Raw genomic sequence first — 26523 nt, 5'->3', positions numbered from 1 at the left:
GGTTACCGATCAGGCCATGGCTTGATCACAGCGGGCGGGGCCCCGGAGGGGGCGGGCGGCTCACCCCCCGCCCGCTCCCAGCAGGGCGTCGATGCCCGCCTTGATCCGGTCGGGCGACACCTCCCGCTCCGCCGTCAGGTGCTCGAACAGGCTCGGGACGAAGGGAGCGAGCAGCAGGTGGGCCAGGACCGGCGCGTCCGCCTCCGGGCGGGCCTGCCGCAGCAGCAGGGACACGTGCGTGTGCAGGGTGAGGTAGGCGCCGCTGCCGTACCGGGCTCCCGGCGACGCAGCCTCGGCGGCGCCCATCACGGCCCGGCAGGCGGAGAGCCGATCGGCCAGCGCGTGCAGGAACGCGCGCAGCCGCTCCTCCGGGGGCGCCCCGGGGCCCAGCGGGGGCGGGCCGGCGAGGAACGCCTCCTGGAAGCGCTTCTCGCCCTCGTCCAGCAGGGCGAGCAGCAGGCCGCTGACGCCGCCGAAGCGGCGGTAGACGGTGCCGACGCCGATGCCGGCCGCGTGCGCGACGGCGTTCATCGTGACGGCATCCGGCCCCTGGTCGGCGAGCAGCCGGGCGGCCGCGTCCAGGATCCTGCGCCGGTTGCGGGCGGCGTCCGCCCGCTCCGGCGGGGCCTGGCCCGTGACGGGCAGCTCGGTGCGGCTCATGCAGGCAGGCTACCGGATCCGCTTGCCAAACGGATTTCTATCCGATTGACTCTGCTCAGCGAAAGCGGATAGCGATCCGCTTCACCAGGAGGAGATTCACCATGGGTGCCAAGGTCGCCGTCGTCTACTACTCGTCCACCGGGAACGTCCACGCCCTCGCGCAGGCCGTCGCCGAAGGCGCCGAGAAGGCCGGCGCGGAGGTGCGCCTGCGCCGCGTGCCCGAACTCGCCCCGGACGCCGCCATCGACTCCAACCCCGCGTGGCGCGAGCACGTCGAGGCCGCGAAGGACGTCGAGACCGCCACCCTCGACGACCTCTCCTGGGCCAACGCCTACGCGATCGGCTCCCCCACCCGCTACGGCAACATCGCCGGCCAGCTGAAGCAGTTCCTCGACACCACCGGCGGCCTCTGGCAGCAGGGCGCCCTGGCCGACAAGCCGGCAACCGGCTTCACCAGCGCGCACAACGCCCACGGCGGCAACGAGTCCACGCTCCTCGCGCTGTACAACACCTTCCACCACTGGGGCTCGGTCATCGTCGCCCCCGGCTTCACCGACCCGGCCGTCTTCGCCGCCGGCGGAAACCCGTACGGCACCTCGCACCCCGGCGGCAGCGGCCCCGTCACCGAGGAGGCCCTCGCCGCGGCCCGCCACCAGGGCGCACGGCTGGCCCGCTTCGCCGCCCGCCTCGCCGCGACGGCCTGACACCGGCCGCGGCCGACGGGTGCCGCCTGGGCCTGCGCACGGCGCCCGCGCCTACCAGGCCAGCTGCGCGACCTCCTCGGCCACGACCGCGCAGGCGTCCGCGCCCGGGTCGATCAGCGGGAAGTGCCCGACCCCGTCCAGCAGGGTCAGCCCCACCGTCTCGCCGGCCCGGGCCGCCGCCTCCACGTACGACTCGGCGACCGCCGCCGGCACCACGATGTCCTCCCGCCCGTGCACCACGGCGGTGGCGATCCCCGTCGGCAGCAGCACCGCCGGGTCCGCGTACGGCGACCGCTCCGCCAGGTGCGCCGCGCCGCCCAGCAGCTGCCCGGCAGCCCCGCCGCACACGCCGAGCCTGCCCGCGACCTCGAAGTCCGCGATCGGCGCCAGCGCCACCACGCCGCGCAGCGGCGGCGGTTCGGGCAGCCGCCAGCCGGCCGGGGCTCCGGCGGGCAGCACGTGCCGGGCGGCCGCCCACAGCGCCAGGTGGCCGCCCGCCGAGTGCCCGGTGACGACCGTGCGCCGCAGGTCCGCCTGCGGCAGCGCGGAGGCGGCCAGCCCCGGCAGGGCGTCCATCGCCGCTGCGACGTCGTCGAAGGTTTCCGGCCAGCGCCCCGCGACCGGGCCGTCCGCGTCCTGGTGCGGCAGCGAACTCCCGCGCCGGTACTCCACGTTGGCCACGGCAAAACCCCGCCGCGCCAGGAAGTCCGCCAGCGGCGTCACGTGCGCGCGGTCGTACGGGGCGCGCCAGGCCCCGCCGTGCAGCAGCACCACCAGCGGCGCGGAGGCGGCGGAGCCGTCCCCGGCCCGCGGGGCGTAGAAGTCCACGACGTGGTCGGGGTGTTCCCCGTACGCGGCGGTCGCGTCGGGCGCGACCGGCGGGTGGGCGAAGGCCGAGGCGGCCTCGGCGGCGTCCCGTTCGACTGCGGGATCCGACATCGGCTCCACCTCTCGTAACGCGTGGGACTGGTGTTCCGGTGTTCCGGCAGAGCGGGACCGTATCAGGCCGGAACAGGCCTGTCCCGGGGAGTCGGTTTCCCGTCACGGGCCCCGGCACGGGAGCGGGCGGCGACGGGCGGGACCGCGCCCCGCCCGCCCCGTGCCGTGACGTTTCGCCCCGGGATCACCCGAAAACGTGACCCAGCGTCCGGGCCGCGCGCTCCGCGTCGGCGAAGCCGACGTACAGCGGGGTGAAGCCGAACCGCAGCACGTCCGGGGCGCGGAAGTCCCCGATCACGCCGCGTGCGATCAGCTCGTCCATCACCGCGCGGGCACCCTCCGTGCGCAGCGAGACCTGGCTGCCGCGCTCGGCGTGCGCCGCCGGAGTCACCGACTCCACCCGGCCCTGCGGCACGTACGCGGCGACGCACTCCAGGAAGAAGTCGGTCAGCGCGAGGGACTTCGCACGCACCGCCTCCACCTCCACCCCGTCCCAGGCGTCGAGCGCCGCCTCCAGGGCGAGCATCGACAGGATGTCGGGCGTGCCGACCCGCCCCCGGACGGCGCCCGCGGCGGGCGCGTACTCCGGGGTCATCGCGAACGGTTCCGCGTGCCCGTTCCAGCCGGGCAGCGGCGAGTCGAAGCCCTCCTGGTGGCGTTCGGCAACGTACAGGTACGCGGGCGAACCGGGGCCGCCGTTGAGGTACTTGTACGTGCAGCCGACCGCGAAGTCCACACCGTGGGCGTCGAGCCCGACGGGCAGCGCGCCCGCCGAATGGCACAGGTCCCACACCGCCAACGCGCCCGCGGCGTGCGCGGCGCGCGTCAGACCGGGCAGGTCGTGGAGCCGGCCGCTGCGGTAGTCGACGTGGTTGAGCAGGACCGCGGCCGTGCGCTCCCCCATCGCCGCGGCGGCCCGCGAGGGGTCCACCGGGACGGCGGTCAGCCCCGTCATCCGGGCGGCGGAGGCGGCGATGTAGCCGTCGGTCGGGAAGGTGGAGGCGTCCACGAGCAGCTCGGTGCGGCCGGGCCCGGCGAGCCGGGCCGCGCCGACCAGCGCCTTGAACAGGTTGACGCTGGTGGAGTCGCCCACGACGACCTGCCCGGGCGCGGCGCCGACGAGCGGGGCGATCCGGTCGCCGATCCGCTCCGGCGCCGTCCACCAGGTGCCGCTGCTCCAGGACCGGATCAGCTCCGTCCCCCACTCGCGGGAGACGACCTCCGCGACGCGCTCCGGCACTCCCGCGGGGAGCGCGCCGAGCGAGTTGCCGTCCAGGTAGACGACACCGTCCGGCAGGGTGAAGCGCTTGCGCAGCCCGGCGAGCGGGTCGGCGGCGTCGAGTCCGGCGGCGCGCTCGGCGAGCTCCGCCGCGCGGCGGGTGGTCGGCTCAGACATGGCTGCGCGCCGTCCACAGCTCGGGGAAGACGTTCTTCGACGCGCGCTTCTCCAGCCAGCTGACGCCGGCCGAGCCGCCCGTGCCCGTCTTCGCGCCCATCGCGCGCCGCGTGGCGACAAGGTGGTCGTTGCGCCAGCGCCACACCAGCTCGGCGACGTCGGTGAGGGCCTCGCCGAGGCGGTGCAGGTCGGGATGGGCGTCGGGGTCCCCGTACAGGGCGGTCCACACGGCCTCGACCTCGGGCGAGGCCTCGTAGCGCCGCGACAGGTCGCGGTCGAGGACGGACTGCGGGACGGGCAGGCCGCGGCGGGCCAGCAGCCGCAGCACCTCGTCGTACAGGCTCGGCTCGTGCAGCGCCTTCTCCAGCTCCGCGTGGACGCGCGGCGCGCCGCGGTGCGGGACCAGCATCGACGCCGACTTCTCGCCGAGCAGGAACTCCATCCGCCGGTACATCGCGGACTGGAAGCCCGAGCCCTCGCCGAGGGCGCCGCGGTAGGAGTTGAACTGGGCGGGGGTGAGCTGGGCGAGCGGGCGCCAGGAGGCGTTGAGGGCCTCCAGCTCGCGGAGGGATCGTTTCAGCGCGTCCATCGCGACAGGGACGCGGTCCTCCCGCAGGGCCCTCGCGGCCGTCTCCCACTCGTGGACGATGACCGTGAACCACAGCTCCATGACCTGGGTGGTGACCAGGAAGACCATCTCGCCCGGGTCGTCCGAGCGGGGGTGCTGGAGGTGGGTGAGGACGTCCGCCTGGACGTAGTCCTCGTACGGGGTCGTGCCGGCGAAGTCGAGGTTCGGGGTGTCCGAACCGGCTCCGGAGGCATCAAGGGTGTTCGACATCGCTGTCTCCTCGACACGTGCTTCCGGGTAGCGGTCCGCTCCTTCCGAAAGGGTGTGTGGAGCCCCGGTCCCCTGTGCGCATCATAAAACCGCTCCCCCCGGGTGCTCCAATGGTGCGTGACGGTCGTCACACACACATTTCACACACCGGCGGGTTCCGCGGGCGCCGCGCCGGGCGCCCGCGGCGCCCCGGTCAGGCGCCCAGGACCTCCGCTGCCGTCTCCGAGGAGTCGCGCAGGAAGGTCGTGCAGCGCTCGTACTCGTCCTTCTCGCCGATGGCCCCGGCCGCGCGGGCGAGGGCGTGCAGGGCGCGCAGGAAGCCGCGGTTCGGCTCGTGCTCCCATGGCACCGGGCCGTGGCCCTTCCAGCCGGCGCGGCGCAGCGCGTCGAGCCCGCGGTGGTAGCCGGTGCGCGCGTACGCGTACGCCTCGACGCTGCGGCCCGCGGCGAACGCCTCGTCGGACAGGACCGCCCAGGCGAGCGAGGACGTCGGGTGCGCGGCGGCCACCTCGACGGCGGGCGTGCCCGCGGCGATGGCCTCGCGGCCCGGCTCGTCGGGGAGGTGGGTGGGGGCGGGGCCCCCGAGCAGGTTCTGGTGAATGGACATGCCCCAAGTCTGGGGCATCCGCGTCCCGTACGGCGGCCTTCCCCGGCGCGCTGCCCGGCATGCGGCACCCCGGCGCCGCGCCCGCCGCGCGCCCGGCGGTGGCGGGCCCACCGCCGCCGCAGCCTCCGGCGGGGGGTGGTGGGCGCCCCACCATCCGGCGGCCGAGCCGTGTGCCCGGCGCACCTCCCCGCGGCGGGGGGCCGCGGCGGACGGTAGGGGGGCCATCGACGAAGGGGAACTCGTGAACGCCGCCACCAGCACCCGCACCGCCGACCGCACCGCCGCCGCCCTCACCGCCTCCGGCAGCCGGCCCGCCGGCACCCGCGCGGCCGCCGCCGCCACAGCAGCAGCGGCCGGCGCGAACGGCGCGGCGTGCGCGGACGGGGCCGTCGAGGAACTGTGCTCCGCGGTGTTCGCCTCCCTGCGCCGCAAGGACCAGCGGGAGCGCGGCCGCCAGTACGTGCAGGGGCTGCTCACCGCCGAGGGCCGCAAGTCGATCCGCAACATCGCCCTCCAGCTAGACCGGGCGGGCGCGGCCGGCGGCGCCGGCGCCGCGGCCGCGGAGCAGAGCCTGCACCACTTCATCGCCGCCTCGACGTGGGACTGGCAGCCGATCCGGACCGCGCTGGCCGAGTACCTGGGGCGGACGGCGCCGCTGACCGCCTGGGTGGCGCAGCCGATGGCCATCCCCAAGGGCGGCGAGCACTCGGTGGGCGCCGGGCACCGCTTCGACCCGCACCGGGGCCAGATGTTCCGCGGGCAGCAGGCGTTCGGGCTCTGGTACACCTCCGCGCCGGTGGTGACGCCGGTGGGGTGGCGGCTCTTCCTCGACGAGGAGTCGGCGCCGGCGCCCTCGCAGGACTCGGTGCAGGAGTGCGGCACCGGCGAGGAGGAGTCGTACGCGGGCTGCGCGGTCAGCGGCGTGCTGAACGCGGTGCGCGAGGCGCGGCTGCCGGTCCGGCCGGTCGTCCTGGACGTGCGGGACATCGCGACGCGGTCGACGCTGCACCGCTTCGCCGAGGCGCGGGTGCCGGTGGTCGCCCGGATCGGTGCGGAGGCGCGGCTGCTGGTGACCGACCCGCGGGTGCCGGGGTTCGGCGCGGGCACGATGGCCGCGCGGGACGTCCTGCAGAACGTGCGGGGGCTGCGGATGCCGGTGGAGTGGCCCGACCCGGAGGTGCCGGGCGCGCGGCGGACGTCGCTGGTGGCGGCCGTACGGGTGATGGTCCCCGACCCGGCGCAGGGCCGGCGGCGCGAGGTGCTGCTGTTCGGCGAGTGGGAGGCGGCGCGCCGGCTGCCGACGCAGCTGTGGGTGACGGACATGGTGCGCACCGACCCGGCTGCGCTGGTGCGGATGACGAAGACGGCGCTGCGGGTGTCGGCCGCGTCCGCGGCGAGCGTGCAGCGGGTGGGCCTGCGCGACTTCTCCGGCCGGTCGCTGCCCGGCTGGCACCGGCACGTGACGCTGGCGTCCGTGGCGCACGCGGCGCTCTGCCTGGCCGCGCCGGCGGCCGGAGCCCCCGGCTCCGTCCCGGTCGCCGTCCCCCGTACGGCCGGTACAACCGACGCCGCTCCGGTTCCGGTCGCGGTTCCGGTGGCGGCCCGCGCGGGCGCGCTCGCCGCCGCGCGGGGCCGGCACACCGCCGCGGTACGCCGGCCCGCGCTCGCGGCCCTCTGAACGCGGCGGGGCCCGGCGCCCCCGCCGAGCGGCGGGAGCACCGGGCCCCTTCTCCGTGCGTGTGTCCGGGCCGGTCAGGGCGCCGGCCGGCCGCTACTTCAGGCGGGTGCCCGTGGAGCGCAGGTCGGCGCAGGCCTGCAGGACGCGCTTGGCCATGCTCGCCTCGGCCAGCTTGCCCCAGGTCCGCGGGTCGTAGGTGGACTTCCTGCCGACCTCGCCGTCGACCTTCAGGACGCCGTCGTAGTTCTTGAACATGTGGTCGGCGACCGGGCGGGTGAACGCGTACTGGGTGTCGGTGTCGAGGTTCATCTTCACGACGCCGTTCTCCAGCGCGGTGGCGATCTCCTCCTCCGTGGAGCCGGAGCCGCCGTGGAAGACGAAGTCGAACGGGCTGGTCTTGCCGTACTTCTCGCCGACGCCCTGCTGGAGGTCCTTCAGCAGCTCCGGGCGCAGGACGACGTTGCCCGGCTTGTACACGCCGTGCACGTTGCCGAAGGAGGCGGCCAGCAGGTAGCGGCCCTTCTCGCCCAGGCCGAGGGCCTCGGCGGTGCGGATCGCGTCGTCGACGGTGGTGTACAGCTCGTCGTTGATCTCGTGGGTGACGCCGTCCTCCTCGCCGCCGGTCGGGGTGATCTCGACCTCAAGGATGATCTTGGCGGCGGCGGCGCGGGGCAGCAGCTCCTGCGCGATGGCCAGGTTGTCGGCCAGGGTCTCGGCGGAGCCGTCCCACATGTGGGACTGGAAGAGCGGGTTGCGGCCGGCCTTGACGCGCTCCTCGGAGACGGCGATCAGCGGGCGGACGTACCCGTCCAGCTTGTCCTTCGGGCAGTGGTCGGTGTGCAGCGCGATGTTGACGTCGTACTTCGCCGCGACGATGTGCGCGAACTCGGCCAGGGCGACCGCGCCCGTGACCATGTCCTTGCTGTGCTGGCCACCCAGGAACTCCGCACCGCCGGTGGAGATCTGGATGATGCCGTCGCTCTCGGCCTCCGCGAAGCCGCGCAGGGCAGCGTGCAGGGTCTGGCTCGAGGTCACGTTGATGGCCGGGTAGGCGAACTTGCCTGCCTTCGCCCGGTCGAGCATCTCGTTGTAGACCTCGGGGGTTGCGATGGGCATCTGTCCGCTCCTCTGTTGTGCGGGGAGTGTGCGATTGCTGACCCTGACCTGGGGGCGACGTAACCGTCGCGCCTATCTTTCCACGCTCCGCGTGTCACTCGACCCGCGCCGGCCGCTGCGATTTCCGGAAATCAGGCCACCGGGTGAGAAACCCGCAGCTCAGAGCGGGTTTCGCGGCGGCCGGCCGGGCTCCGGGGAAGCCGGTGGGCGGTCCGGCATGCAAGACCGGCCGCGGATGCGCCGCGGCCGGTCCCCGTCGCGGGCGCCCCTCGGGGCCGCGCGCTCAGGCCAGGCCGAGGTCCCCGAGGCGGTAGCCGGTCAGGTACGGCAGGCCCGCGGCGGCGATCGCGTCGGCGGCGCCGCGGTCCACGATGGTGGCGACGGCGACGACCTCGCCGCCGGCCTCCCGGACGGCCTCGACCGCGGTCAGCGGGGAGCCGCCGGTGGTGGAGGTGTCCTCGACGACGAGGCAGCGCTTGCCCTTGACGTCGGTGCCCTCGATGCGGCGCTGCATGCCGTGCGCCTTCTGCGCCTTGCGGACGACGAACGCGTCGAGGCGGCCGCCGCGGGCGGCGGAGGCGTGCAGCATCGACGTCGCGACCGGGTCGGCGCCCAGGGTCAGGCCGCCGACGCAGTCGTAGTCGAGCTCGGCGGTCAGGTCGAGCATGACCTGGCCGACCATGGGGGCCGCCTCGCCGTCGAGGGTGATCCGGCGGAGGTCGATGTAGTAGTCGGCCTCCTTGCCGGAGGAGAGGGTCACCTTGCCGTGCACGACGGCCTTGTCCTTGATCTGCTGCAGAAGCGCATCGCGTACGTCACTCATGGCCCCGAGCTTAGTTGCGTGCGCGCGGGCGCTACGACAGACGGCGCCAGGCCCAGGTCATGGAGACCTCCAGCGGGTCCACCGGCGTCACCAGGCGCGGCAGCGTGTTCAGGCCGTTCGGCGGCCCGGACTGCGGCTCCACGCAGACGGCCTCCGGCTGCTCGTCGTAGACGACGACCCACTCGGCGCGGCTGGTCACCTTCAGCTCCAGCTCGCCGGGCCAGGTCAGCACCGCCTCGACGCCGTAGGGCATGCCGAAGCAGTCGTCCCACGGGCCGGGCTGCGGGTCGGTGCGGCGGCCGGTGGGGAGGTGGTCGGGGCCGCGCTCCTCCTGCCAGACGGGGTCGAAGTCCAGGCGGACGTCCTCGCCGCCGGCGCCGAGGTTGCGCAGGAACCAGGGGTGCCAGCCGGCCTGGGCGGGGAAGGAGTCGCCGTACGTCTCCACGCCCATGGCGAGCGTCAGGGAGCTGCCGCCCGGGTCGAGGCTGACGGTCTGGGTGACACGGCCCGGGTAGGGCCACGGGTCGGCGAGGTCGTACGTGAACGCGGCGTCGGTCGCGGTCACCGCGGCGGGCGCCGGGCGCCAGGCGGCGTCGCGGCCGAAGCCGTGGATGGCGTGCGGCGGCTGGTTGACGGGCAGCTTGTGCACGGCGGCGCCGTCGCGGAACTCGCCGTACGCGGTGCGCCCGCACCACGGCACCATCGGGAAGCAGCCGTAGTGCGCGCCCTGGCGCAGCAGCTCCGTCCCGTCGATGCGCAGGCTGCTGATCCGGCAGCCGTTCTCCTGGTCGACGGTCACTTCCACGCCGCCGGCCGACAGTTGCGTACTCATGCGGCCGAGCCTAGTGCTGTGACCGGGAAGGTTTGCCGGGCCGAGGCGTACGGTGCGGTGCACCGCCGGGCGGAGGTCCGTGGCCTGTGCCGGATGTGCGTGCGCGGGCCGACGGTCCTGCCGGTGGGAGCTCAGCGGCGGCGGCGCAGGGCGCGGCCGATGACGACCGCCGAGGCGAGGGCGAACGCGGCGGCCGGGGCGATCCAGCGCAGGCCGGCCCCCGCGGCGGCGGACGCCGGTGCGGGGACGGGGGCGTAGCGGCCGCGCGGGGGCGCGTGGTCGACCTCCTCGGCGCTGCGGCCGATCATCGTGCGGCGGGCGTGGGCGGCCTCGGCGGGGGGCTGGGCGGCGCCGTACGCGTCGGTGTCGCGCATGCGGTCGAGTTCGCCGAAGTCGGATACGCCGCCGAGGTCCTCGAAGTCGCCGTCGAGGAAGGGGTCGAGGGAGGAGGGCGGCACCTCGGTGTCGTACACCGACGGGGTGTCCCCGGCTTCGGTGTCCCCGGCTTCGGTGTCCCCGGCTTCGGTGTCCCCGGCTTCGGTGTCCGGGGCGCCCTCCCCGGCGGTGTCCCCGGTGTCGGCCGTGCCGGCGGTGCCCGCGTCCGGGCCGTCCGGGGCGTCCGGCGCGTGCGGTGCTCCGGCCTGGACGGCGAGCTGGGCTGCGGCCTTGTCCAGCAGCCTGCGGACGGCGGCCTCGACGGCGTCCGGTGCGAACCCGGCGGCCCGCCCGCCCGCCTCGCCCGCGGCGGTGAACTCCAGGGAGCTCCCCTCGCCGGCCGGGGCCAGCCGCAGGTCCACGGTCAGCTTGACGGTGCCGCTGCCCCGGATCTCGACTCCCTCCCCCTCGACGGTGAAGCGGTCGCCGCCCCGGGCGGCCACGGAGAGGCGGCCGCGGTAGGTGACGGTGTTCCCGCCGACCCGCAGTCTCAGCCGGCCGGCGACCTGGCCCGGGGCCGCCTCCGCGGCCGCGGCGTCGGCGTCCTGCTGGAGGCCGGGCACGCAGCGGGCCACCCGGGCGGGGTCGCGCAGCACGGCGCGGAGGCGGTCGGCCGGTACCGGGAGGAAGACCTGATGCTCCATGCAGTCGAGCCTACCGACGCGGGCCGCCCGCGGGCCCCCCGCGGCGCACCGCGATCCGCGGGAGCGGTCAGGAGTAGCGCGGATGCGGGAGCGTCGACGGCGGCAGCCCCGCCACCCGGGTCCGCTCCGTGTCGCGGGCGGCGTCGCGCAGGGACCGGGTGGTCAGCGAGCGCAGCGCGGGCGTGCCCTGGTCGACGCGCAGCTCGGGGGCGTCCGGCCCGCGTCCCGCGAGGACGAAGCCCCACTCCTGCGGCGGTGCGTCGCCGGCCCGCGGGCTGCGGTCGGGCCCGGCGAACCCGGCGAGGCGGCCTCCGGCGCTGTAGGGGGCGGTGGCGAGGCCGGCCGCGCGGAGGGTGGCGTCGACGGTCCAGAACGTACGGGGGCGGGCGGCGGGGGAGCCGGCGTGCACGGCGAGGCGGCCTCCGGGGGCCAGGGCGCGGGCGGCGAGCCCGTAGAACTCCTGCGAGTACAGCTTGGTGCTGGGGGTGACGCCCGGGTCCGGCAGGTCGGAGACGATGACGTCGAAGCGGAGGGCGGCCGCCGGGCCGCGCAGCCAGCGGAACGCGTCCTGCGTGACGACGGCGGTCCGCGGGTCCTCGTAGACGCGGCCGTTCAGTGCGGACAGCACCGGGTCGGTGCGGGCGAGGCGGACCACGCCGGGGTCGAGGTCGACGACGGTCACGGAGGCCACGCCGGGGTGGCGCAGCACCTCGCGGGCGGCGAGGCCGTCGCCGCCGCCGAGGACGAGGACCCGCTCGTGCGGGCCGGTCATGGCGGGGTGGACGAGCGCCTCGTGGTAGCGGTGCTCGTCGTAGCCGCTGACCCGCAGGCGCCCGTCCAGGAACAGGTCGAGGGAGCGCGGCGGGCCGCCGGCGGGGCCGGTGATGACGAGCTCCTGCATGCCGGTCTGCCGGGCGACGCGGACCTCTCCGCCGTAGACGGCCCGGCGGGCGACCTCCTCGAAGTCGTCGGCGAGGACGGTCGCGGCGCCGAGGACGGCGAGGACGGCGGCGTTCACGGCGAGGAGGAGCCGGCGCCAGCGGGGGGTGAGGTCGCCGCGGAAGAGCCACAGGACCAGGGCTGCGCCGGCGACGGCGTTGACGGTGCCGGTCAGGAGGGCGCCGGTGAGCTGGCCGAGCACCGGCAGCACCAGGAAGGGGAAGGCGAGGCCGCCGACGAGGGCGCCCACGTAGTCGGCGGCGAACAGGTCGGCGACGGCGCCCCCGGCGTCCTGCCTGCGGATCCGCTGGATGAGGGCCATCAGCAGCGGGATCTCCGCGCCGATCAGCACCCCGATCAGGAGGGAGAACGCGACGAGCGCCGGCCGGGACTCGCCCAGCCAGGCGAAGGTCGCGTACAGCGCCATCGCAGACAGCCCGCCGAGCAGGGCGAGGCCCGCCTCGATGAGGGCGAACCCGACGGCGGGCCGGGTCCGCAGCCGCTTCGCCAGCAGGGATCCGACACCCATGGCGAAGACCATGACGGACAGCACGACGGACGTCTGGGTGACGGAGTCCCCGATGAGGTAGGAGCCGAGGGCCAGCAGCTCCAGCTCGTAGACGAGGCCGCAGGCGGCGCAGACGAAGACGGTGGCCAGGACGAGGAGTCGGCCGGTCCGGGGCCGTACGGGGAGGGCGGCCGCCGGCGCCGCCGCGGCCGGCGGCTCCGGAGCCGGGCGCACCCGGCGGGGGACGGAACGGTCGATCATGCAGCGAACCGTATGTCACCGCCCACGGGCATCAAGTCACCCACATGGGTGCAAGTACCCGCCTGTTTCAGCCGGTTGGCGCAATGCGCCGGGCCGGTGCAGCGGGGTCGCGAGACCCTGCGCCCCCGGCCCCGGCGGTGATTTGCGCAGCGGAGGGCGGCTGCGGCGCCGGGGCGGGGGCGCACCGGCGGCTGTCAGGGCGCGGCCGGCTCCAACGCGCCGGCCGGTGCACCCGCGCGCACCCCGACCCTCGTACGGGTGGCCACCAACTGGCCTTCCTGCGGGTATGCGTGCCAGGTCCGCCAGCGCACCTGCCCCTCGTGGCGCTGCGCGAGCATCGCGGTGAAGGCGTGCGGGCTGCCGGGAAAGGTTCCGGCCAATCCGTTCGGGTGGTCCGCGACCAGGGCGAGCAGCTCCTGGGCCCGGCCGGCGAAGGAGCCCTGCGACAGGGTCTCGACGCGGGCGGCGAACTCGTACTCCCAGCCGCTCATCCGCTTCGCCACGCCGAGCGGGAGGGGCGTGCTGCTGCCGGGCATGCAGGCGACCGTCTCCGAGCAGACGACCTCGCCCTCCTCCAGGAGCACCTGGTGCGAGGCCCCCAGCAGGCGCAACTCCACCTTGGCACCGTTCAGTTCGAGGTTCAGCACGGCCAGGGCGGGCAGCCGGCCACGGCCCAGGGCCCAGGCCAGGTCGGCAGCACGCGTGTCGGTGTAGGTGGTCTGGAGGGTCGTGAGCATGAGTCGGCTCCGCAAACGCGCGAGGGAGAGGGGCCGGACCCCGCCAGCGGTGGTCAACGGGTGGGGGGAAACCGGCTCGGGTCCGCAGGAGATCCCGCGGGGCCCGGGGACTGGTCTACTCAACCGAGGGAATCATGAAAGGCACGGCACTCACAGCGTTTTTACCCAACTTGGTTGGGTTTACATCCCCGCGGGGGCCCGCCAGTTCACGTGTTCACCGGCAGCATTTCCGAACCCCGCCGCCTGACCCTTCCGGGTGATGGATACGGGGGCGCCCGGCGGCTTCCGTGCGCCGCCGGGCGCTCCGTGCGCGCGGTGCAGCTGCCCCGTGTCAGCTGCCGCCGCCGCAGCCCCCGCCCCCGCAGGACGAGGACGAGGAGGAACCGCAGGAAGAGGAGGAGGTTCCGCAGGAGGAGGACGAGGACGACCCGCAGGACGACGTGCCGACCCACCACCAGGAGTCGGTGGAGGACGACGAGGACGACGAAGACGACGAGGACGAGGACGAGCCGTGCCGCCTGACCGCGGGCTTGGACAGGGACGTGGCGGGCTTGGCGGCGGCGAACCTGGCGGCGACGGCCACGATGACCCCCACGCCGACAACGAGCACGGCCACCAGTATCAGAACACCCAGGACCATCCTTCGACCCCCTTTGCCTAGGCCTCGGTCGCCCGAGGAGCGGGATCCCCTCGTCCCGCGTGCAGCAACGATTCCCGGCGGCCGCCTCGCCCAAAGCGCACTTGAGCAACTCCAGAGGTTCGCCCCAGGATGGCGCCCATGACCGAACCCGCGGCCGGCCGCCGCCCCCTCCTCAACCGCCGCCTGGCGTCCTTCGGCACGACGATCTTCGCGGAGATGTCCGCGCTGGCCGCGCGCACCGGCTCCATCAACCTCGGCCAGGGGTTCCCCGACACCGACGGGCCCGCACAGATCGCCGAGGCCGCCTCCCGCGCCGTCCTGACCGGGCTCGGCAACCAGTACCCGCCCGGCCCGGGGGTCCCCGAGCTGCGGGCCGCCGTCGCCCGCCACCAGGAGCGGTTCTACGGCCTGTCGTGGGACCCGGACGCCGAGGTGCTGGTCACCGCGGGTGCGACCGAGGCGATCGCCGCGTCACTGCTGGCGCTGCTCGAACCGGGCGACGAGGTCGTCGCCCTGGAGCCGTACTACGACTCGTACGCCGCCTGCATCGCCATGGCCGGCGCCGCCCGCGTCCCGGTCACGCTCCGCCCGCACGGCGGCGCGTTCGCCCTCGACGTCGACGAGCTGCGCGCCGCGGTCACCCCGCGGACCCGCCTGCTGCTGCTGAACAGCCCGCACAACCCGACGGGCACCGTACTGGGCCCCGCGGAGCTGGCCGCGGTCGCCGAGCTGGCGGTGGAGCGGGACCTGCTCGTCGTGACGGACGAGGTGTACGAGCACCTGGTCTTCGAGGGCGTCCACACACCGCTGGCGTCGCTCCCGGGCATGCGCGACCGGACGGTCACGATCTCCTCGGCCGGCAAGACGTTCTCGTTCACCGGCTGGAAGGTCGGCTGGGTCACGGCCGTGCCGGAGCTCGTCGCGGCGGTCCGCTCCGCGAAGCAGTTCCTGACATTCGTCTCGTCGGGGCCGTTCCAGTACGCGGTCGCGGAGGCCCTCGACCTGCCGGACTCCTACTACGCGGACTTCCGCGCGGACCTGGCGGCCAAGCGGGACCTCCTCGCCGGCGGCCTGGCCGCGGCGGGCTTCGAGGTGTTCCGCCCGCAGGGCACGTACTTCATCACCACCGACATCACCCCGCTGGGCGAGAAGGACGGCCTGGCGTTCTGCCGCTCCCTGCCGGAGCGGTGCGGCGTCGTCGCCATCCCGAACCAGGTCTTCTACGACGACCGCACAGCGGGCGCGACCCACGTCCGCTGGGCCTTCTGCAAACGCACGGTTGTTCTGGAAGAGGCGGTTGAGCGCCTCGGTCGGCTGTCTCGCTGAGCGCGAGCCGGATGGACGTGCAGGCACGGGGCCCGGCCGTTCAGCCGGAGCCCGTGCCGCACGGGAACTACGGGTTACTCGGTGTCCTTCGGGTGCCGCGTGGATGCGTAGACCAGGATGACGGTCGATGTCTCGGGGCTGACCAGATAGCGCACACGGCCGCCACTCGTAACCTCGAACTCCCATTGCTCCAGCGCGGAGCCCTTCCACTCCTTGGTGGCGAGCCGCCCGCGCAGCTGGTGCTGACGGTTCCAGTGCTCACGCGACAGCGGGTCGGTGCGCAGCGCCTCCAGGCAGCGGTGGGCACTGGGAAGCGCCGCGCGACACAGCTCCTCCCACCCCGCCACCGCCTCCGTGGTCCCGAAGACCACGTTCCACCCGCTCAGGGGCGGCACGCTGACGCGATCGCCCTTCTTCGGGCTCACCCGCCCACCTCGACCGGCCCCAGATCATCCCCGTCGAGCGGGCGAAGAGCCTCCCTGAGCTGCTCCGGGTCCGCGTTGACACGAGCCGTCGCCCTCCAGGAGACGAGCGCGCGGTGCACGGCCTCCCGCGCGCCCAGCTCCGCCGCATCGGACAGCGCTTCCAGGAGTTCCACGGTGAACGCGCGCATCTCTGCGTCGTCCAGATGCCGCACCCAAGGGAAGACTTCGGGCAGCGCCAGCAGGAGCGACCGGGCTCCGTCGTCGTGCTTCATGAGCGCGAGGAAGAGCCGGGACGCCGTCGTGAGGTTCTCCTCGGTGCGCTCCGCGTGCAGGGCAGTCGTCAGCACCATGTCGGGTGCGTCGCGATGCGTAACCCGCAGAACACCGAGGGCGGCAGCCCGGGCGGCCACGGCCTTGGGGTTTCTTGAAAGGTCCGTGAACGAGACCGACTCGGGCTCGGCTCCCAGGTAAGCAAGGCTCATACTCAGACTGTACTCAGACTGTGTTCTGAGTGCCACAGTCTCCGTGGTCGCGCGCTGCTCATGCCTTGCCCTGGAGCAAGCGGACTGGTCCTCCAGGAGGCGGGCGCCCGCCTCGGGCGGCTCGCTGCGTGACAGAGCCCGGTCAGGCGCCGCGGTCAAGGGACCGCGGGCCCGGCCGGGCTCTTGTTCGGCGGCGGGGAGGAGTCAGGACTCCTCGTCGTCCTTGCCGTCCTCGCCGGCCTCCAGGTCCTTCTCCAGGCCCAGCTGCTCCACGAGCCACTTGTCGAACTCGATGGAGGCGCGGACCCAGCTGACCGTGGAGGACACGAAGTGCTCCAGGCTGACGCCGGTGCCGATCAGCATCTGCGCCTCGCCGATCAGGCGGACGGAGCCGTCGTCGTGGGTGTGGCTGTAGACCTTCGGCCACAGGGTGCGGCGGTTCCAGTCGTCGATCGTCTCCAGGAGCCTCGGCTTCTCCTCGATCGCGTGCGGACGGTCGTAGAAGGTGCGGACGGAGAAGACCTGCTGCTCGGCCTCACCGCGGAACATGAAGTAGGTGCGGAATTCCTCCCACGGCGCCGCGAGGTCGCCCTCGTCGTCGACGACGTACTTGAGCTCCATCTGCTCCAGCAGCTGCTTGACCAGATCCTGGTCGGGGACCACGGGGCCCGCCGGTCCTGTGGCCTGCGGTTCGGGCTGCTGCCCTCCGAAATTCGGAATCGAGGCCGGGTCGATGCTCACCGTGTTCTTCCCTTCGTGCGGATGGTGTCATCCTCCCCCATGGCGCCTACCCCGTGTCCAGCCCCGCACGTGCGATCCGCTCCGAGCGGACACGATTGGTCCGCCCGGAGCCACCGCAGGCCGCCCCCGCCGGGCCTATTCGGCCCGGCCGACGCGGAGGCCGTCGCCGGCGACGTCGACCCGGACGGTGTCGCCGTCGCGGACCTCTCCGGCCAGGATCTCCTTGGCGAGGCGGTCGCCGACGGCCGTCTGGATCAGGCGGCGCAGCGGCCGGGCGCCGTACGCGGGGTCGTTGCCCTTGTCGGCCAGCCAGGCCAGCGCCGCGGGCGTGACGTCGAGGGCGAGGCGGCGGTCGGCCAGCCGCTTGGCCAGCCGCTCCACCTGGAGCTCGGCGATCCGGGCCAGCTCCTCGCCGCTGAGGGCGGAGAAGACGACCAGGTCGTCGAGGCGGTTGAGGAACTCCGGCTTGAAGGAGGCCCGCACCGTCTCCAGGACCCGCTCCCGCTTCTCCTCGGGCGTGGCCGTCGGGTCCGTCAGGAAGTGGCTGCCGAGGTTCGAGGTCAGGATCAGGATGGTGTTGCGGAAGTCGACGGTGCGGCCCTGGCCGTCGGTGAGCCGGCCGTCGTCGAGGACCTGGAGCAGGATGTCGAAGACCTCGGGGTGGGCCTTCTCCACCTCGTCCAGCAGGACGACGCTGTACGGGCGGCGGCGCACCGCCTCGGTGAGCTGTCCGCCCTCCTCGTAGCCGACGTACCCGGGCGGGGCGCCGACGAGCCGGGCCACGCTGTGCTTCTCGCCGTACTCGGACATGTCGATGCGGACCATGGCGCGCTCGTCGTCGAAGAGGAAGTCGGCGAGCGCCTTGGCCAGCTCGGTCTTGCCGACGCCGGTGGGGCCGAGGAAGAGGAACGAGCCGGTCGGCCGGTCCGGGTCGGCGATCCCGGCCCGGGTGCGGCGCACCGCGTCGGAGACGGCGCGGACGGCCTCGCCCTGGCCGATCAGGCGGCGGCCGAGCTCGGCCTCCATGCGCAGCAGCTTCTGCGTCTCGCCCTCCAGGAGGCGGCCGGCGGGGATGCCGGTCCAGGCGCCGACCACGTCGGCGATGTCGTCGGGGCCGACCTCCTCCTTGACCATGGTGTCCTTCGCGGCCTCCGCCTCGGCCTCGGAGGCCTCGTCGAGCTCGCGCTCCAGGGCCGGGATCTCCCCGTAGAGCAGCTTGGAGGCGGTGTCGAAGTCGCCGTCGCGCTGGGCGCGCTCGGCCTGCCCGCGCAGGTCGTCCAGGCGCTCCTTGAGCTCGCCGACGCGGTTGAGGGACTGCTTCTCCTTCTCCCAGCGGGCGGTCAGGCCGCGCAGCTCCTCCTCCTTGTCGGCGAGGTCCTTGCGGAGCTTCTCCAGGCGCTCCAGGGAGGCCGGGTCGGACTCGTTCTTGAGCGCCAGCTCCTCCATGCGGAGGCGGTCGACGGCGCGCTGGAGCTCGTCGATCTCCAGCGGGGAGGAGTCGATCTCCATGCGGAGCCGGGAGGCGGCCTCGTCGACGAGGTCGATGGCCTTGTCGGGCAGGAAGCGGGAGGTGATGTACCGGTCGGACAGGGTCGCGGCGGCCACCAGGGCGCTGTCGTTGATCTGCACCTTGTGGTGGGCCTCGTAGCGGCCCTTGAGGCCGCGGAGGATCGCGACGGTGTCCTCGACGGTCGGCTCCGCGACGAGGACCTGCTGGAAGCGGCGCTCCAGCGCCGGGTCCTTCTCGATCCGCTCGCGGTACTCGTCGAGGGTGGTCGCGCCGACCATGCGCAGCTCGCCGCGGGCCAGCATGGGCTTGAGCATGTTGCCGGCGTCCATGGCGGAGTCCCCGCCGGCCCCGGCGCCGACGACGGTGTGCAGTTCGTCGATGAAGGTGATGATCTGGCCGTCGCTGGACTTGATCTCGGCGAGGACGGTCTTCAGGCGCTCCTCGAACTCGCCGCGGTACTTGGCGCCGGCGACCATCGCGCCCAGGTCGAGGGCGACGAGGCGCTTGTTGCGCAGGGACTCGGGGACGTCGCCCTTGACGATGCGCTGCGCCAGGCCCTCGACGACGGCGGTCTTGCCGACGCCGGGCTCGCCGATCAGGACGGGGTTGTTCTTCGTGCGGCGGGAGAGGACCTGGACGACGCGGCGGATCTCCTGGTCGCGGCCGATGACGGGGTCGAGCTTGCCCTCGCGGGCTGCTGCGGTGAAGTCCGTGCCGAACTTCTCCAGGGCCTTGTACTGGCCCTCGGGGTCGGGGGTGGTCACCCGCCGTCCTCCTCGTGCGGTCTGGAAGGCGTCCAGCAGCTTGGCCGCGGTGGCGCCCTGGGCGGTGAGGACCTCGCCCGCCGCGCCGCCCTTGGCGGCGATGGCGATCATGAGGTGTTCGGTGGAGAGGTAGTCGTCGCCGAGCCTGCCCGCCTCACGGTCGGCCTCGGCGAGGACGGCGAGGAGTTCGCGGGTGGCCTGCGGGGGCGCGACGGTGGAGCCGGTGGCGCTGGGCAGGGCGGCGAGCAGCCGCTCGGCGCCGGCGCGGACGGCGGCCTGGTCGGCCCCGGCGGCGGCGAGGAGGTCGGTGACGTTCTCGTTGTCCTCGCCGGCGAGGAGGGCGAGGAGCAGGTGGGCCGGGGCCAGGTCCGTGTGGCCGTCCTTGACGGCGCGGCTGGTGGCGTTGTTCAGCGCGTCCCGGCTCTTGTTGGTCAGCTCGGCGTCCACGGGCGGCTTCTCCTCTCCCTACGGATACGGGTCAGGGGATACGGGTCAGGCAGGATCTGACAGAGACAACGTGCGCAAAGTTGAGTCTATTCCACTCAAGGCCGGGATCGTAGTCTCGGGGCATGTCCCATGACGTCCTCCACCCGACGCCCGAGTACCTGGCCTTCTGGCGGGAGCGGCACGTGTGCACGCTGACCACGCCCCGCCCCGACGGCACCCCGCACGTGGTGCCGGTCGGCGTGACCTACGACCCCGGCGCCGGGCTCGCCCGCGTGATCAGCAACCGGCACAGCAAGAAGGTCCGCAACGTGCTGGCCGCCCAGGCGTCCGCGGCCGGCGCGGCCCGCGTCGCGGTGTGCCAGATGGAGGGGCGCCGCTGGGCGACGCTGGAGGGCCGCGCGGTCGTCCGTACGGAAGCGGAGGCGGTCGCCGAGGCGGTGGCGCGCTACGCGGAGCGGTACGGGCGCACGCCCTCGCCGAACCCGGACCGGGTGGTCATCGAGATCGCCCTGGACCGGGCGATGGGCCGCGCCTGAGCGGGGCCGCCCGCCGGGCCGGCCCTGTCCGGTTCTGCTTGTCCGGTTCGACTACTGGACGCGGACATCACAACGGCGCCATCGTGGTCAGGTCCACGATGGCGCCGTTGTGTGGGGGAAGCACCTGGGGCGATCTGCAACGACGGGGGAATCGCCTCAGGCACTGCGGGGGGTGGCGGTGGTGATGTCGGGTTCGAAGAGCTGGTGGTCGCGCTGATCGAGGTTCACGAAGACCATGCCGTAGCGCACCTCGCAGCGGACGGGCTGCGGCGCGCCGCGGGGGCGGCGCAGGCAGCGGTAGGCCCGGACGTCCTCGTCCTCCTCGCGCGTGATCACGATCGGCTGGCCGAAGAGGGTGACCATCAGCGAGTCGCCGACCTGGGGGATGGCCGTCGCAAGGTCGATGAACTGCCAGCCGGAGCGGTATGCGGAAGCCATCTCGCGGCGGAAGCCGCGGTCGTCGGGGGTCATGCCGCGCTCTCCACGACAAGTCCGGCGGACGCGGTGTCGGCGGGGGCGGAGCGCCATCCGCTGTCCAGCGGGGCGGCACGCCATCCGCTGTCCATCGACGGCTCACGCCATCCGCTGTCCTCCAGCAGCGCCGCCCGGATGTCCGCGGCACCTCCTCCGGCGCCCCCCAGAGTGGCCCCGGCGAGTCCCAGACCGGCCACAGCCGAGAAGATGACGGTGGCAAGCGCCGAGCGAAGCATTCTCTTGTTCATGGTCGGCTTCGTCCTCACTTGATGAAATCCTCTCCCCCGCCTGTCAGACGATGGCTCATTCAGGCACGTCGCTGCCACAGGGACGATGCATCATGTTCTTGCATGTTCAGGACCCTGGGGGGTGGAGATTTGGCACTAAACACAACAAAAGCGACACATCCCCACGCGGTCACCGACCTGTGCAGCGAGGGCGCACGGCTCTACACGAGCGCGCTGCGGACCGGTCGCATTGCACGTGCGGACGTGAAAACGGCTCCTTGCCTGCTCGATCTGGCGTTGTTGCAGCCGGATCCCGATGACGTCAATTCGCTCCGCCCGGTTCCCCCGGCGGTCGCACTGGCCCAGCGGCTGCACCCGATCGAGCGCGAGATCCGCGACCGCCGGCGCGACTCCCTCGAACTGTCCGAGGCATTCGAGCCGTTCCTCGCCATCAGCGCGCAGGCACCCGCCAGCACCCACGCCATCACCGTGCTGGAGGGCTTCGACGCCATCAACGCCGCCCTCAACCTGGCCACCGCCGAATGCCACACCGAGATGCTCACCGTCCAGCCCGGAGGCGCACGCCCCAGTCTGGAGCTTACGGAAGCCCTGGAGCGGGACCAGCCGCTCACCGACCGCGGTGTCCGAATCCGTACCCTCTACCAGCACACCGTCCGCCACAGCCGCGGCACCCTCGCGTACATCGACATCCTGAAGGCCGGCAAGGTCGAGGTGCGCACGCTGGAGGAGCTCTTCGAGCGGCTCATCATCTTCGACCGCACCGTCGCCTTCATCCCCGCCAGCGACGACCGCCAGGTCGCCCTGGAACTGCGCCACCCCGGCCTCGTCGACTACCTCATCAAGGTGTTCGAGCAGCTGTGGCACCGCGCCGTGCCGCTCCAGGAGGAGGTCACCTACCGGCACACCCGCGACGGCATCTCGGGCGTCCAGCGCACCATCGCCCAACTCCTCGTCGAGGGGCACGTGGACGAGGCGATCGCCCGCCGGCTGGGCATGAACGTACGGACCTGCCGCGCGCACATCGCCAAGCTCGCCGGCATCCTCGGCAGCGGCAGCCGCGCCCAACTCGGTTTCCTCATAGCCCGGTCGGGGATCCTGGAGGAGGACGACCCCGACTGAGCAGGCGGCGGGCCCGGCAGGCCCGCGCAGAGCCCCGGGCCGGCCCCTGCGGGCCGGACGCGCAAGGCCCCGCCCGGAAACACCGGGCGGGGCCTTGCGCGCGCTGTACGGGCCTCCAGCGGCCCCCGGGCGACGGGCCGGGGCGGGGCTGCGGTCAGTCCGCGGACCGCTTCGGCGCGGGCCGCCAGACGACCAGGGCGTTGCCCCCGACCGGCGGCTGGTACTTGACCAGATCCCGCCGGTACGAGGCGTGCACCTGGGCCTCGCGCTGCTGCATCACCGCGGCCGCTCCGTCGACCGCGGCCGACAGCTCGGCCACGCGCGCCTGGAGGGCGGCCACCTGGTTCTGGAGTTCGATGATGCGCTTGATGCCGGCGAGGTTGATGCCCTCGTCCTGGGACAGCGCCTGCACCGTGCGGAGCAGCTCGATGTCCCTGGCCGAATACCGGCGGCCGCGGCCCGCGGTCCGGTCGGGGGAGACCAGCCCGAGACGGTCGTACTGGCGCAGCGTCTGCGGGTGCAGGCCGGAGAGCTGGGCGGCCACCGAGATCACGTAGACCGGGGTCTCGTCGGTCAGCTCGTACGCCCCGCCACCGAACCGCGGCTGTCGTCGGCGGCCGTCCATGTCATGCTCCCTTCGCGGACTCGAACAGCGCGGCGCGCGGGTCCTCCGACACCGTCGCGTCGCGGTACATCTCCAGGGCCTCGCGGGCCTTGTCCGACAGCGTGGCCGGGACCGCGACCTCCACCGTGACGAGCAGGTCGCCGCGGGTGCCGTCCTTGCGGACGGCGCCCTTGCCGCGGGCGCGCATCGTACGGCCGGACGGGGTGCCCGGCGGAAGCTTCAGCGTCACCGCGGGGCCGTTCAGGGTCGGGACCCTGATGTCGGCGCCCAGGGCGGCCTCGGTGAACGTGACGGGGACCGTCACGGTCAGGTTGTCGCCCTTGCGGGAGAACACCGGGTGGCTGCCCACGTGGACCACCACGTACAGGTCGCCGGCGGGTCCGCCGCGCTCGCCCGGCGCGCCCTTGCCGCGCAGCCGGATCCGCTGGCCGTCGGAGACGCCCGCCGGGATCCGGACCTGCATCGTCCGGGAGGACTTGGCGCGGCCGCTGCCGTGGCAGACCTCGCAGGGGCTCTCCGCGATCAGGCCGCGGCCCTTGCAGTCCGCGCACGGGTCGGTCAGCGAGAAGCCGCCGCCGCTGCCCCGCGACACCTGGCCGGTGCCGACGCAGGTCGGGCACACCCGCGGGGTGCCGTTCTTGTCGCCGGTGCCCGAACAGGCCTTGCAGGGCGCCTGGGAGGACATCCGCAGCGGGACCGTGGCCCCGTCCACCGCCTCCGTGAAGGAGAGGGTGACCTCCGACTCGATGTCCTGGCCCCGGCGCGGCTGGGTCCGGGCGCCCGGGCCGGCGCCGCCGCGGTTGAACAGCCCGCCGAACACGTCGCCGAGGCCGCCGCCGCCGAAGCCGCCCGCGCCGGGCTGGGAGCCCCCGAAGAGGTCCCCCAGGTCGAAGTTGAACGAGCCGCCCGCGCCCGGCCCGGGGCGGAAGCCGCCGTTCCCGAACAGGGCGCGGGCCTCGTCGTACTCCTTGCGCTTCTTGGCGTCGCCGAGGACGTCGTTCGCCTCGGAGATCTCCTTGAAGCGCTCCTCGGCCGCGGCGTCGCCCTTGTTGGCGTCCGGGTGGTACTCGCGGGCGAGCTTCCGGTACGCCTTCTTGATCTCGGCCTCGGTGGCGTCCTTCGGGACACCGAGGACCTTGTAGTAGTCCTTCTCGACGAAGTCCTTCGTGCTCATCCCCGGTGTCCCTCCTCCCGTGCCTTCACCTGACCGCGCTCGCGGACGTCAGCCCTTTTCGGGAGCATCCGCGTCCTTGTCCGACGGCGCGTCGCCCTCCCCGGACTCGGACTTGGGCGCCGCGCCCGGCTGGGGCTCGGCCACGGCGACCCGTGCCGGGCGGATGGTGCGCTCCCCGATCCGGTACCCGGGCTGCAGGATCGCCACGCAGGTCGTCTCGGTGACGTCCGGCGCGTACGAGTGCATCAGGGCCTCGTGGATCGTCGGGTCGAAGGGCTCGCCCTCCTTGCCGAACTGCTGCAGGCCGAGCTTGGCGACTGCGGTCTCCAGCGATTCGGCCACCGACTTGAAGCCGCCGACCAGCTCGCCGTGGTCCCGCGCCCGGCCGATGTCGTCCAGGGTGGGCAGCAGCTCCGTCAGCAGGTTCGCGACCGCGATCTCCTTGACGGCGACCCGGTCCCGCTCCACGCGGCGGCGGTAGTTCTGGTACTCGGCCTGGAGCCGCTGGAGGTCGCCGGTGCGCTCGGCGAGGGCCGTGCGCGCCTGGTCCAGCTGCGCCAGGAGGGCCGCGTCCGCGTCCTGCGCGGCGGACGTGGCGGACCGTGCTCCGGAGTCCCCGGCCGGGGCCGCCGGCTCCTCCGCGGAGGAGTCGGCGGCCTTCGGCTCGGCGGCGTCCTCAGGGGCGGCGCCGTCGGGGACTTCGGGCTTCTCCTCGAAACCCGCGGTCTCCTCCGGCATCAGTGCGCGCCCTTCGGCTTGTCCTCGTCGACGATCTCGGCGTCGACGACGTCGTCGTCGGCACCGCCGGCCTTGGCCTGGCCGGCGTCACCGGCGCCGCCGGCGGCCTGGGCGGCCTGCGCGTCGGCGTAGATGGCCTGGCCGAGCTTCTGGCTGACGGCGGCGACCTTCTCGGTGGCGGTGCGGATCTCGGCGGTGTCCTCGCCCTTGAGCTTCTCCTTCAGCTCGGCGACGGCGGCCTCGACCTCGGTCTTGACCTCGCCCGGGACCTTGTCCTCGTTGTCCTTGACGAACTTCTCCGTCTGGTAGACGAGCTGCTCGGCCTGGTTGCGGGTCTCGGCGGCCTCGCGGCGGCGCTGGTCCTCCTCCGCGTACTGCTCGGCCTCCTGGCGCATCCGGTCGACCTCGTCCTTGCCGAGCGAGGAGCCGCCGGTGACGGTCATCTTCTGCTCCTTGCCCGTGCCGAGGTCCTTCGCGGTCACGTGCATGATGCCGTTGGCGTCGATGTCGAAGGAGACCTCGATCTGCGGGACGCCGCGCGGGGCCGGCGGCAGGCCCGTCAGCTCGAACATGCCGAGCTTCTTGTTGTACGCCGCGATCTCGCGCTCGCCCTGGTAGACCTGGATCTGCACGGACGGCTGGTTGTCCTCGGCCGTCGTGAAGATCTCGGACCGCTTGGTCGGGATCGTGGTGTTGCGCTCGATGAGCTTGGTCATGATGCCGCCCTTGGTCTCGATGCCGAGGGACAGCGGGGTGACGTCGAGGAGCAGGACGTCCTTGACCTCGCCCTTGAGGACGCCGGCCTGGAGGGTGGCGCCGATGGCGACGACCTCGTCCGGGTTGACGCCCTTGTTGGCCTCCTTGCCGCCGGTCAGCTCCTTGACGAGCTCGGCGACGGCGGGCATGCGGGTGGAGCCGCCGACGAGGACGACGTGGTCGATCTCGCTCAGGGCGATGCCGGCGTCCTTGATGACGTTGTGGAACGGGGTCTTGCAGCGCTCCAGGAGGTCGGCGGTCAGCTGCTGGAACTGGGCGCGGGTGAGCTTCTCGTCCAGGTGCAGCGGGCCCTCGGCGGACGCCGTGATGTAGGGCAGGTTGATCGTGGTCTCCGTGGAGGAGGACAGCTCGATCTTCGCCTTCTCGGCGGCCTCGCGCAGGCGCTGGAGCGCCATCTTGTCCTTGGAGAGGTCGACGCCGTGGCCGTTGGCGAACTGCTTCACCAGGTAGTCGACGACGCGCTGGTCCCAGTCGTCGCCGCCGAGGTGGTTGTCGCCGTTGGTGGCCTTGACCTCGACGACGCCGTCGCCGATCTCCAGCAGCGACACGTCGAAGGTGCCGCCGCCGAGGTCGAAGACGAGGATGGTCTGGTCGTCCTTGTCCAGGCCGTAGGCCAGGGCGGCGGCCGTCGGCTCGTTGACGATGCGCAGGACGTTCAGACCCGCGATCTCGCCGGCCTCCTTGGTGGCCTGGCGCTCGGAGTCGTTGAAGTACGCCGGGACGGTGATGACCGCGTCGGTGACCTTCTCGCCCAGGTAGGCCTCGGCGTCCCGCTTCAGCTTCTGCAGGATGAAGGCGCTCATCTGCTGCGGGTTGAAGTCCTTGCCGTCCAGGTTGATCTTCCAGTCGGTGCCCATGTGGCGCTTCACCGAGCGGATGGTGCGGTCCACGTTCGTGACCGCCTGGCGCTTGGCGACCTCGCCGACGAGGACCTCGCCGTTCTTGGCGAAGGCGACGACGGACGGCGTGGTCCTGGCGCCCTCGGCGTTGGTGATGACGGTGGGCTCGCCGCCTTCGAGAACGCTGACGACGGAGTTAGTGGTGCCCAGGTCGATGCCGACCGCACGTGCCATTTCGATTCCTCCAGCTGACTTGAGTGGAACAGACTCAAGGGTGCCCCAACGACCGCGCGCCGTCAACAGAGGTGAGTCGGGGCGGCTCAACTTTTATCCCGGTCTTATGCTCAGCCGCGAGCGGACGTCAAGCGGGCGGGGCCGAGTGGGGGACGCAGGCGCCCGCGCGCTGCGCGGCGCCCGGCGGCGGGGGCGGCGGCAGGGCACGGTGCCTGCATGCCGCTGCCGCCCCTCCCCTTCCCCCGGGTCCGGTTCCCCCGGGTCCGGCGCCCCGCCCGGCGCACCGGCCCCCGCCCGCGGCCCGCGG

At 73.5% G+C, this 26523-nt stretch carries 25 protein-coding genes and 1 pseudogene; 5 read left to right on the top strand and 21 right to left on the bottom strand.

The window, feature by feature from the left end; translation table 11 throughout:
- Nucleotides 1-60 precede the first annotated feature (60 nt).
- Nucleotides 61-660 (bottom strand): TetR/AcrR family transcriptional regulator, encoded by a 600-nt coding sequence (locus C0216_RS01260; protein WP_114053469.1) that lies wholly within the window; start codon nt 658-660, stop codon nt 61-63.
- A 101-nt stretch (nt 661-761) separates the two neighbouring features.
- Here C0216_RS01260 and wrbA point away from each other — a divergent pair, with 101 nt between their 5' ends.
- Complete coding sequence (wrbA, locus tag C0216_RS01255) at nt 762-1364, top strand: NAD(P)H:quinone oxidoreductase (RefSeq protein WP_114053468.1); 603 nt, start codon at nt 762-764, stop codon at nt 1362-1364.
- A gap of 51 nt (nt 1365-1415) precedes the next feature.
- Here the strand turns inward: wrbA and C0216_RS01250 are convergent, their stop codons facing one another.
- The 4 genes from C0216_RS01250 to C0216_RS01235 form a co-directional block, all read right to left on the bottom strand.
- Entirely contained in the window at nt 1416-2303 is an 888-nt protein-coding gene (locus C0216_RS01250; RefSeq protein ID WP_114053467.1) for an alpha/beta hydrolase family protein, read from the bottom strand.
- A 184-nt stretch (nt 2304-2487) separates the two neighbouring features.
- Entirely contained in the window at nt 2488-3699 is a 1212-nt protein-coding gene (kynU, locus tag C0216_RS01245; protein ID WP_114053466.1) for a kynureninase, read from the bottom strand.
- Nucleotides 3692-4537, bottom strand: a complete 846-nt coding sequence (gene kynA, locus C0216_RS01240; protein ID WP_114053465.1) for a tryptophan 2,3-dioxygenase — start codon at nt 4535-4537, stop codon at nt 3692-3694. Before kynA ends, kynU begins: the two co-directional genes overlap by 8 nt.
- Before the next feature lie 193 nt (nt 4538-4730).
- Entirely contained in the window at nt 4731-5144 is a 414-nt protein-coding gene (locus C0216_RS01235; RefSeq protein WP_114053464.1) for a DUF3151 domain-containing protein, read from the bottom strand.
- Between the two features lie 241 nt (nt 5145-5385).
- On the opposite strand from C0216_RS01235, the pseudogene C0216_RS01230 reads away from it, so the two are divergent.
- Nucleotides 5386-6663 (top strand): annotated as a pseudogene (locus tag C0216_RS01230) (IS701 family transposase); the annotation flags it as partial.
- A gap of 252 nt (nt 6664-6915) precedes the next feature.
- On the opposite strand, the gene fbaA reads toward C0216_RS01230, so the two are convergent.
- From fbaA to C0216_RS01200, 6 genes are all read right to left on the bottom strand, one after another.
- On the bottom strand, nt 6916-7938 hold the full coding sequence (gene fbaA, locus C0216_RS01225) for a class II fructose-bisphosphate aldolase (RefSeq protein ID WP_114053462.1): 1023 nt from the start codon (nt 7936-7938) through the stop codon (nt 6916-6918).
- A 283-nt stretch (nt 7939-8221) separates the two neighbouring features.
- Entirely contained in the window at nt 8222-8761 is a 540-nt protein-coding gene (pyrE, locus tag C0216_RS01220) for an orotate phosphoribosyltransferase (protein ID WP_114053461.1), read from the bottom strand.
- Nucleotides 8762-8792: 31 nt separating this feature from the next.
- Nucleotides 8793-9593 (bottom strand): aldose 1-epimerase, encoded by an 801-nt coding sequence (locus C0216_RS01215; RefSeq protein WP_114053460.1) that lies wholly within the window; start codon nt 9591-9593, stop codon nt 8793-8795.
- Between the two features lie 131 nt (nt 9594-9724).
- A complete protein-coding gene (locus tag C0216_RS01210) occupies nt 9725-10672 on the bottom strand; it encodes an SRPBCC family protein (protein ID WP_114053459.1) in 948 nt (315 codons plus the stop codon).
- 67 nt (nt 10673-10739) lie between these two features.
- Complete coding sequence (locus C0216_RS01205; protein ID WP_114053458.1) at nt 10740-12380, bottom strand: polyamine aminopropyltransferase; 1641 nt, start codon at nt 12378-12380, stop codon at nt 10740-10742.
- 194 nt (nt 12381-12574) lie between these two features.
- Complete coding sequence (locus C0216_RS01200) at nt 12575-13117, bottom strand: DUF2617 family protein (RefSeq protein ID WP_114053457.1); 543 nt, start codon at nt 13115-13117, stop codon at nt 12575-12577.
- 769 nt (nt 13118-13886) lie between these two features.
- On the opposite strand from C0216_RS01200, the gene C0216_RS01190 reads away from it, so the two are divergent.
- Nucleotides 13887-15083: a pyridoxal phosphate-dependent aminotransferase gene (locus C0216_RS01190; RefSeq protein ID WP_114053456.1), complete on the top strand. Its 1197-nt coding sequence runs from the start codon at nt 13887-13889 to the stop codon at nt 15081-15083.
- 74 nt (nt 15084-15157) lie between these two features.
- Here the strand turns inward: C0216_RS01190 and C0216_RS01185 are convergent, their stop codons facing one another.
- The 4 genes from C0216_RS01185 to clpB all read right to left on the bottom strand — a co-directional run bounded on the left by C0216_RS01185 (nt 15158) and on the right by clpB (nt 19452).
- On the bottom strand, nt 15158-15508 hold the full coding sequence (locus C0216_RS01185; protein ID WP_114053455.1) for a hypothetical protein: 351 nt from the start codon (nt 15506-15508) through the stop codon (nt 15158-15160).
- Nucleotides 15505-15990, bottom strand: coding sequence for a prevent-host-death family protein (locus tag C0216_RS01180; protein ID WP_114053454.1), 486 nt, complete (start codon nt 15988-15990; stop codon nt 15505-15507). The genes C0216_RS01185 and C0216_RS01180 overlap by 4 nt, the downstream gene beginning before the upstream one ends.
- A gap of 204 nt (nt 15991-16194) precedes the next feature.
- Nucleotides 16195-16731, bottom strand: coding sequence for a YbjN domain-containing protein (locus C0216_RS01175; protein ID WP_114053453.1), 537 nt, complete (start codon nt 16729-16731; stop codon nt 16195-16197).
- A gap of 135 nt (nt 16732-16866) precedes the next feature.
- A complete protein-coding gene (gene clpB / locus C0216_RS01170; RefSeq protein WP_114053452.1) occupies nt 16867-19452 on the bottom strand; it encodes an ATP-dependent chaperone ClpB in 2586 nt (861 codons plus the stop codon).
- Nucleotides 19453-19574: 122 nt separating this feature from the next.
- Here clpB and C0216_RS01165 point away from each other — a divergent pair, with 122 nt between their 5' ends.
- The gene (locus C0216_RS01165; RefSeq protein WP_114053451.1) at nt 19575-19988 is read left to right on the top strand and encodes a pyridoxamine 5'-phosphate oxidase family protein; all 414 of its coding nucleotides are present in this window, start codon (nt 19575-19577) and stop codon (nt 19986-19988) included.
- Nucleotides 19989-20144: 156 nt separating this feature from the next.
- On the opposite strand, the gene C0216_RS01160 is transcribed toward C0216_RS01165, so the two are convergent.
- Nucleotides 20145-20459 (bottom strand): (2Fe-2S)-binding protein, encoded by a 315-nt coding sequence (locus C0216_RS01160; RefSeq protein WP_114053450.1) that lies wholly within the window; start codon nt 20457-20459, stop codon nt 20145-20147.
- The gene (locus C0216_RS01155) at nt 20456-20710 is read right to left on the bottom strand and encodes a hypothetical protein (protein WP_246042259.1); all 255 of its coding nucleotides are present in this window, start codon (nt 20708-20710) and stop codon (nt 20456-20458) included. Before C0216_RS01155 ends, C0216_RS01160 begins: the two co-directional genes overlap by 4 nt.
- Nucleotides 20711-20812: 102 nt before the next feature.
- Between C0216_RS01155 and C0216_RS01150 the strand changes: the two genes are divergently transcribed.
- Entirely contained in the window at nt 20813-21829 is a 1017-nt protein-coding gene (locus tag C0216_RS01150; RefSeq protein WP_114053448.1) for a helix-turn-helix transcriptional regulator, read from the top strand.
- Between the two features lie 154 nt (nt 21830-21983).
- Here C0216_RS01150 and C0216_RS01145 read toward each other — a convergent pair whose 3' ends face one another.
- From C0216_RS01145 to dnaK, 4 genes are read right to left on the bottom strand one after another with little or no spacing between them, the layout of a single operon-like run.
- Nucleotides 21984-22454, bottom strand: coding sequence for a heat shock protein transcriptional repressor HspR (locus tag C0216_RS01145; RefSeq protein ID WP_114053447.1), 471 nt, complete (start codon nt 22452-22454; stop codon nt 21984-21986).
- A 1-nt stretch (nt 22455) separates the two neighbouring features.
- Entirely contained in the window at nt 22456-23628 is a 1173-nt protein-coding gene (gene dnaJ, locus C0216_RS01140) for a molecular chaperone DnaJ (RefSeq protein WP_114053446.1), read from the bottom strand.
- A gap of 48 nt (nt 23629-23676) precedes the next feature.
- The gene (gene grpE / locus C0216_RS01135) at nt 23677-24366 is read right to left on the bottom strand and encodes a nucleotide exchange factor GrpE (RefSeq protein ID WP_114053445.1); all 690 of its coding nucleotides are present in this window, start codon (nt 24364-24366) and stop codon (nt 23677-23679) included.
- Nucleotides 24366-26216 (bottom strand): molecular chaperone DnaK, encoded by a 1851-nt coding sequence (dnaK, locus tag C0216_RS01130; RefSeq protein ID WP_114053444.1) that lies wholly within the window; start codon nt 26214-26216, stop codon nt 24366-24368. Before dnaK ends, grpE begins: the two co-directional genes overlap by 1 nt.
- Nucleotides 26217-26523: the final 307 nt, after the last annotated feature.

Origin of the sequence: Streptomyces globosus, from assembly GCF_003325375.1 — a bacterium.
Taxonomy (GTDB): Bacteria; Actinomycetota; Actinomycetes; order Streptomycetales; family Streptomycetaceae; genus Streptomyces; species Streptomyces globosus_A.
The sequence above is the reverse complement of the archived record's forward strand: the minus strand, read 5'-3'. Positions and strand labels throughout refer to the sequence as shown.